Here is a 6,549-nt window from a genome sequence, read left to right on the forward strand (position 1 = left end):
GCCAGTTACTGCGTCACCATTGCTGCCAAAGTAATACCACTTATTTCCCTGACTAACATAACGATTACGATACTGAACATGATCTTTGCCGTAATATTTTAGCTTGTTATTACTGTAGTGTCGTAGACCAGTGATAGGTTGTCTATCATTACCGTGATTTCGGTTGGCGGCACTCGAAAAAGCCTCGGTAGTGGCGCTTGAGGTAGCAATTACTGCTCGACTAGTGCTTGAGTTGGCAGTTTTGCTACTCGAAGCAGCCTTGGTGGTTGTACTTGAGGTAGCGGTTGCTGCTTGGCCCTGATTTTGGGCAGAAGAAGAGGCAGCCTTCGATTCCGTGGTGGTTTCTTGACTGCCGTTGTCAGTTGCCGCGGAAGTTTCTGCAGTCTTGCCTGCATCTGCATTGGCATTATTGTCTTCTGTCTGCTTGGTACTTTCCGTGCCGGCAGCTTTTTCCGCTGTATTCGTCTGCATCTGGGCTGCTTGCTCGCTAGCAGTCGTGGTATCAGCCTTTACTTGGCTGCCCGCGCCACTAGCCCAGAACATAGTCATCCCAAGAAGCACAGACGTCATACCTACGCTAAGCTTTCTTAAGGACCATCTTTGCTTTTCGCTAGATGGTTCATTCATCATTTTCTTTCTTGAATTCATACCCTGATGCGTCTCCTAATTTTTCATAAGAAGTTATTTGCATATACTAATACACTGTAATTATATAACTGGCATTTCTTTATTCAAAAACAGAAAGGAATCCCTTACAATGTTGAACCAATTACAGATTAAACGTTATAGTTACCGTTTGCAAGTAGAATTTAGAACTTTGTCGAAAATCTGCAAGAGACTTTATTACAAGTACGCCCCATCTCGGTTAATTCACCGCCGCAATGCCAGTCTGGTAAAGGTTCCAGACTACGAAATCATTGCATTACTTGTCTGGCAAGCTGAGGAAGGTATATCTTCTCAGCGCAGATTTGTCCGTTGCTGGGGACTTTGTGGTCTTTCTAGGTCTCGTTTTAATCGCAGGGCTAGAGCGCTTCTTGGCATCACTGCTCAGATCGTCAACGATCTGAACTCAAGAGTCGATCTGTTTGATCAGTATATGATCATTGACAGTCTACCCATGCCTTTGTGTCAGCCAATCAGAAACCGCAGAGCTAAGGTGTTTGAAGGAACAGCCAACATTCTTTTAGAGGATTTCGTTGAGTTTAAGTTACAACTCAAAAAATATTATCTTAAACTTCGAAAAAAGCCGTAATAGTAGGCTTCTTAGACATTGAGTTGTAAAATCCTGGGAAGTTAGCAATAAATAGATCTCCCTGTTGTCAGTCACGATCCGGTTTTGCAGCTAGTGTGGCAGACCGTGCTCACACATCTTTCCTCCGCTATCTATCCTACATTTATGGCAGTTGGTCCATAAAATGATCGATCTTTAAGAAAAATTCTACCAATTCGCGGTGGTCCTGCCCATCCCGCTGGTAGTGGTCTTGCAGATCAGCTAAAGTCATGTTTTCCATCAGCTTTGAGGCCGTCTTGTCCTTGGCCCAGCTGCGGTGTCGCTTTTCCATCAGGTTGTACATGTGCAGCTTGACGTCCTCATACGGCGCGAACTTCAATGTCTGGCCATCATCTTTAAAGACCAGGTAGTTTTCAATTTCCCGCTTAAAAGTCGCGTGAACGTGGCTCTTGTTTTGCGGGTACTTATTCTCAATCCGCCTGAGGTGCCGGCGGCTTTGGTCAGCTTCCGGCGTCCCCTTGTCAGAGTCGATCATGATGAACCAGGGCTCATTCAGCCGGGAAAAAAGGTCAAAATTGAGCCAGGAGATCAGACTCCCGCATCCCCCAACCGGCAGGATAAACAGCCCCTTCTGGCTGAAAGTCTGGTCAACCAGGCCTGCTTCATACATCCATTGGTTGACTTTGGTCACGAAACGGACGTCTTCTTGCCCTTCCACCAGCAAGACGCAGCGCGACTGGACGGCCCGCTGGTCGGCTTCAACGCCCAGATTCTTTTGGGCTTCCTCCAACACTTCTTCCTCTTGCAGGAATTCCCGCTGGCCAGCCACCTGCTTGACCATCCGGGCTCCTTCCAGGGGCAGCAGGCCCATCAAGTGAGGCGTATGCGGAATCAGGATGACCTGCTTGCCTTTAGCGACCAATTTCAGGGCAGCTTGGGCCAGCTTGTCCTCCTCTTCATTTGTCAGGTTGTTTTCTTCAAAGGCGTAGATAACGTTCTCGATATTGGCATTCTCGCTTTGGGCCAGCATGAAGGCTAGGACGATCCGGCTGCTTGTCTGCAGGCTGCTTTCTTCAATCGTAGTCTGTCGCTTGATCATTTCCGCCAAGTTCTGTTCCTTGAAGACAAAGTTGGGCTTTGATCCTGGTGCCAGCTCCTGGTAATTGGCCAAAACCTGGGACAGGTTGCGGCCGACTCTGGCGTCCAGAAAGTCTTGAACTTCCTTGATTTCCTGGCGCTTGTCGCGGATGGCGCTGCGGACGACGAAATTCAAGGGGCTGGTCGCTTTTGACTCTTCGTCAAAGAAGACATACAAAGGCAAGCCGCTGACCAGCTCCCGGTAGTGGCCGAGGTTGTCTGAGTTGACTTCCTGAAAGGCTTGGCCAGTCCGTTCTTTAAAATAGTCCTTTTCAGCCAGGTAGTTCTTCAGGTCAAAGACCTTCTTGACCGTCAGCTGGTCAAACGTGCAGGAAATGGCGATTTCCCAGTCGCCCCGGTCCAGGGCCTCCTGGTTCAAGTCCTGCAGCTTCAAGGGCCGCTTGGCGGCAGAGCCGTTGAAGAAGATGTCCAAAGCCCGCAGCACGGTCTTCTTGCCGGCTTCATTCTGCCCAAGCAAGGTCGTCAGCGGGTCCAATTTCAGGTCAAGGTGCCGGTAGCCGCGAAAATTGCGCAGGTGCAAGCCAGTTAAAAACATGATTGTTCTCCTTTTGCATAGGTTGCTTGTTCTTCCCTTAATTATACGATTTCCGGACATTAAAAAGCCGGCAGAAGCAGCAATTCTGTCGGCTTTTCGTCTTTAGTTTTCTTGTTAAAAGAGGCCCAGGAACTTCTTGCGCTTCTTTGGCAAAGGCTGCCAGTTCATCTTGACCAAGTCGCCGTTGACGACCGCGCGGGCGTTATTGATGAATTCCTCCCGCTTGCTTTCGCCAAATTCCTTGGCCAGCTTGTCCAAGGCAGCCTTCATCTGGTACTCGCGCCTTGGCAGATCGTGGGCGTCACTGGCAAAGAAGGCGCATTGGCCAGCCTTGATAAAGGCCCGGCTGCAGTCTTCGATTTTCTTGCCGAAGATGCCCGTATATGAGCTGGCCGTTACTTGCACCAGGCAGCCCATTTCAATGAAAGTCTGCAATAATTCTGGATTATCCAAAATTTCATTGTTTCTTTCCGGGTGCACCACGATCGGCACGATGCCGCGGCTGGTCAGCTCATAGACCATGTTCTTGGCGTAGTGGGGCACGGCGTTGCTTGGGAATTCCAGCAGCATGTAGGTGTTGTCCTCATCCAGGAACAAAATGTCATCATCGTCCAAGGCCTGAGGCAAGCCGCCTGACAGTCTGACCTCATGGCCTGGGAAGACCGTCAAGGGAATGCCGGCCGCGTCAAGCCGCTGCTGGTATTCTTCAGTCAGCTTGATGACGTCTTCCTTGTGGTTCAAGTAGCGGCCGTTTAAAGTGTGCGGGGTGCAGACCGCGTGGGTGATGCCATCAGCCACGGCGTCCTGGGCCAGCTTCAAGGAAGTCCCCCAGTCCTTTGAGCCGTCGTCAATGCCCGGCAAAATATGACAGTGAATATCAACAAGTACCATAATTTAGCTCCTCACTAACTATTTTTCTCTACAAATCGTATACGTGCTTTCCTGGATGCAGGTCCTGCCAGTCCTGGGCAAAGCCGGCAACCGCGGCAGAAATGGCCGGATTGGCAAAGGCGCTTGGCCGTGCCGATGGTCTTCCGGATCGCGCGCAAACGGTCAAAGACGTCTACGGCAGCCGCCTTTTTCAAAATCGTGGGGTTGGTCGTGATCCCGCTTAATTGCAAATGATCATTCCAATATTCAATGGCAGCCAAATCTGCCGTATCAAGCATGAATTCCATTTTTCTTTCCTGCCTTTCTGCTTTCCCTGCCTTATTCCTTGTCCTTGCCCTCCTGCAGGCGGCGGTAGTCCTTGCGGGTCAAGCGGGCATGGGTGTCCACCTTTTCCCCGCGCAAGGTCCGGCTGACCCGGTCCAGTCTGGCAGCTTCCGCTTCGCCGCGCGCCTGTCTTTCAGCGGCCTGTCTGGCCTTGCGGGCCCGCCGCTCCTGGATGGATTTAAGCCAAAGGCTGGGCATGATGGCCACTGCTCCAAAGAAGGCTCCCATGGTATTGGCCAGCATGTCGTTGACGTCGTAAACGCCCAGGCCGGTCAGTCTTTGGAAGTGCTCAATAAAATAGGACAGGCAAAAGCCCAAGAAGGTCGTAATGATGATGCTGTGAAGCCACTTGGACCAGGCAGGGATGATGTAGCCTAGGGGGATGAACAGCATGATGTTCATGATAAAACCATATCTTCCCCCGTAATTGGAGCTGGCAAAGACTTTCTTAGCGCCCCACTCCCAAAAAGAAGGATTCTTGACCAAATCGCCAATCGAAGCTAAAAGCACCGGGTGCGTCGCATAGTAGACCGCGGCAGTAATCACCCGCGAGGCTACGACATAGTAGACCAAGGCGCAGGCATAAACCACGGTGATAATTAAGCGCAGAAGCTTGTTGCCAGTCCGGATCCCCAGGTAGCCGGCGAAAACGCATCCCCCGATGACGATAAATCTGATAAGCAGAGCCAATTCGTGTCCCATTTCTTTCACTTCCCTTTATTAAGTGCTTGTTTTATATTTTAAACCACCTCAGCCATTTCAACAAAAAGAAGCGGCAGCTTCATTCATCTTTTTTTGACTTGATATCAACAATTTTTAGCCAATTTAAAACGCAAATGCTATATAATACCAGTAGTTAGAGTACTCCAGCTTAGAGAGACTCATTGTGTTAAAGAAAGGAAAGAATTATGAATAGCAAACGTTTCTTCACTGGCAAGAAGCTGCTGACCGCGGGCGCTCTGGCTTTGGCTCTGGCAGCCGGTGCCACTCAAAGCGGCCAGTTTAAGGCACTTGTACCAGGCAATGGTACGGCTAAAGCCTTTTATGTCCCAACCAACGATGAATGCAAGTACGTGATCAAGAGCCAAGCGGACTTGGATAGATTCGTCAAGCAAAACGCCTTTGTCAGAGACTCACTCTTGGAATTCAAGTTTGAGAACTCCACGCCAATCAAGTTTCCAAAGGACTTTGACCTGAAGCTGATGCGCGGGGTAAAATTTGACTTCACTGCCAAGTCAACTGGCAATATCGACTTCAACGGCACGAGATTGATGATCAACCGCCGCTACGGCACCAAGAAGAAGATCGACTGGAATGCTGACTGGCCGGAAACCGTCAGAACCAGCTGGACGGTTGAAGGCGACCACAAGGGCCAAGTCATCTCCAACTTGAACGTTTACGGGTCCGTTCAAGGCTCAGTCAACTCAGAAGGCGTCGTAAGTTCTGACTACAACGGCGGGCTGCAGGTTTCCATGCTGCACACCAAGAACGTGACCTTCAAGAACATGAACTTCCACCAAGTTCAGTACTACAACCGTCACGTCTTTGACGTCATGGGCTGCAAAAACGTTGCTTGGGATGGTTGCCGCTTCTACGGCTACGCGGGCTCTGGCTTCAGCCAAGCTGGCTGGAACGCTATTTACAAGCACGACAAGCAGCCACACGGCATCTTCTCAGAAGCCATCCAATTTGACGTTGCCACCAAGGAAGGCGCTGGCGGCGACCCTAACGTCAATGAGTCAATTTTCGGCAAGAACCTGTTCGACGGGGCTGGTACTCAAAACGCCACGATCAAGAACTGCTACTTCGGACCTGAAAAGAACGGCTTGACTGGCGGGGCGATGATCAATGGCCTGGACAAGCGGGTTACCTTCCCTTACGGGGCAACGGTCGGCAGCCACAGTATCAATGAAATTACCAAGAAGTCAAATTACAAGAGCCTGAACGTAACCGGTTCAACTTTCGAAAACACTGCAGTAGCCACTAATACGACAGCAGCCTACTACAAGCACATGGCGCCAATCCACTACCGCTACTCAGCTATCGACAAGGCTTCTGACATCAACACTTTGAAGGCAAGCAACAACACGTTCATCAACGTCCTTGACCGCGGGGACAGCGGGATTCCTGACACCTTGGACGGGCAAAACCGGCCACTGTACAAGAAGGACCTGGGCCTGCACAAGGCTTGGTTCCGGAACGCGCCTGAATACCTGGCAACCGTCTCAAATGGCTTTCCAAAGATGAATGCCAACGGCAGCAAGTACACTAAGGCTGTTTTAGCACATCCAGCTAAGAAGGCTGCCAAGAAATCCAGCAAGAAAGCTCCTGCTAAGAAGACCACAGCCAAGAAGACTAGCAAGAAAGCTCCTGCTAAGAAGACCGCAGCCAAGAAGTCTAGCAAGAAAGC

At 50.3% G+C, this 6,549-nt stretch carries 7 protein-coding genes; 2 read left to right on the top strand and 5 right to left on the bottom strand.

The genetic code is table 11. From position 1 onward, the window contains the following. Nucleotides 1-648 (bottom strand): YSIRK-type signal peptide-containing protein (locus OCH80_RS04805; RefSeq protein WP_404538386.1); only part of this gene is annotated, 648 nt, incomplete at its 3' end. 109 nt (nucleotides 649-757) lie between these two features. On the opposite strand from OCH80_RS04805, the gene OCH80_RS04810 reads away from it, so the two are divergent. After that, nucleotides 758-1,252, top strand: coding sequence for a hypothetical protein (locus OCH80_RS04810; protein ID WP_404538389.1), 495 nt, complete (start codon nucleotides 758-760; stop codon nucleotides 1,250-1,252). A 142-nt stretch (nucleotides 1,253-1,394) separates the two neighbouring features. Here OCH80_RS04810 and OCH80_RS04815 read toward each other — a convergent pair whose 3' ends face one another. The 4 genes from OCH80_RS04815 to OCH80_RS04830 all read right to left on the bottom strand — a co-directional run bounded on the left by OCH80_RS04815 (nucleotide 1,395) and on the right by OCH80_RS04830 (nucleotide 4,841). Beyond that, nucleotides 1,395-2,924: an ATP-dependent nuclease gene (locus OCH80_RS04815; RefSeq protein WP_404538392.1), complete on the bottom strand. Its 1,530-nt coding sequence runs from the start codon at nucleotides 2,922-2,924 to the stop codon at nucleotides 1,395-1,397. A 114-nt stretch (nucleotides 2,925-3,038) separates the two neighbouring features. Then, a complete protein-coding gene (locus tag OCH80_RS04820; RefSeq protein WP_154548510.1) occupies nucleotides 3,039-3,815 on the bottom strand; it encodes a tyrosine-protein phosphatase in 777 nt (258 codons plus the stop codon). Between the two features lie 14 nt (nucleotides 3,816-3,829). Further along, nucleotides 3,830-4,102, bottom strand: coding sequence for a transaldolase family protein (locus OCH80_RS04825; protein ID WP_404538395.1), 273 nt, complete (start codon nucleotides 4,100-4,102; stop codon nucleotides 3,830-3,832). A gap of 31 nt (nucleotides 4,103-4,133) precedes the next feature. Next, entirely contained in the window at nucleotides 4,134-4,841 is a 708-nt protein-coding gene (locus OCH80_RS04830; protein ID WP_302187449.1) for a VanZ family protein, read from the bottom strand. Between the two features lie 206 nt (nucleotides 4,842-5,047). Between OCH80_RS04830 and OCH80_RS04835 the strand changes: the two genes are divergently transcribed. Then, nucleotides 5,048-6,549: hypothetical protein (locus OCH80_RS04835; RefSeq protein WP_404538398.1), on the top strand; the 1,502-nt coding region annotated here is incomplete at its 3' end.

The sequence above is a fragment of the Lactobacillus sp. 23-2 genome (genome assembly GCF_044902225.1).
Lineage (GTDB): Bacteria > Bacillota > Bacilli > Lactobacillales > Lactobacillaceae > Lactobacillus > Lactobacillus absianus.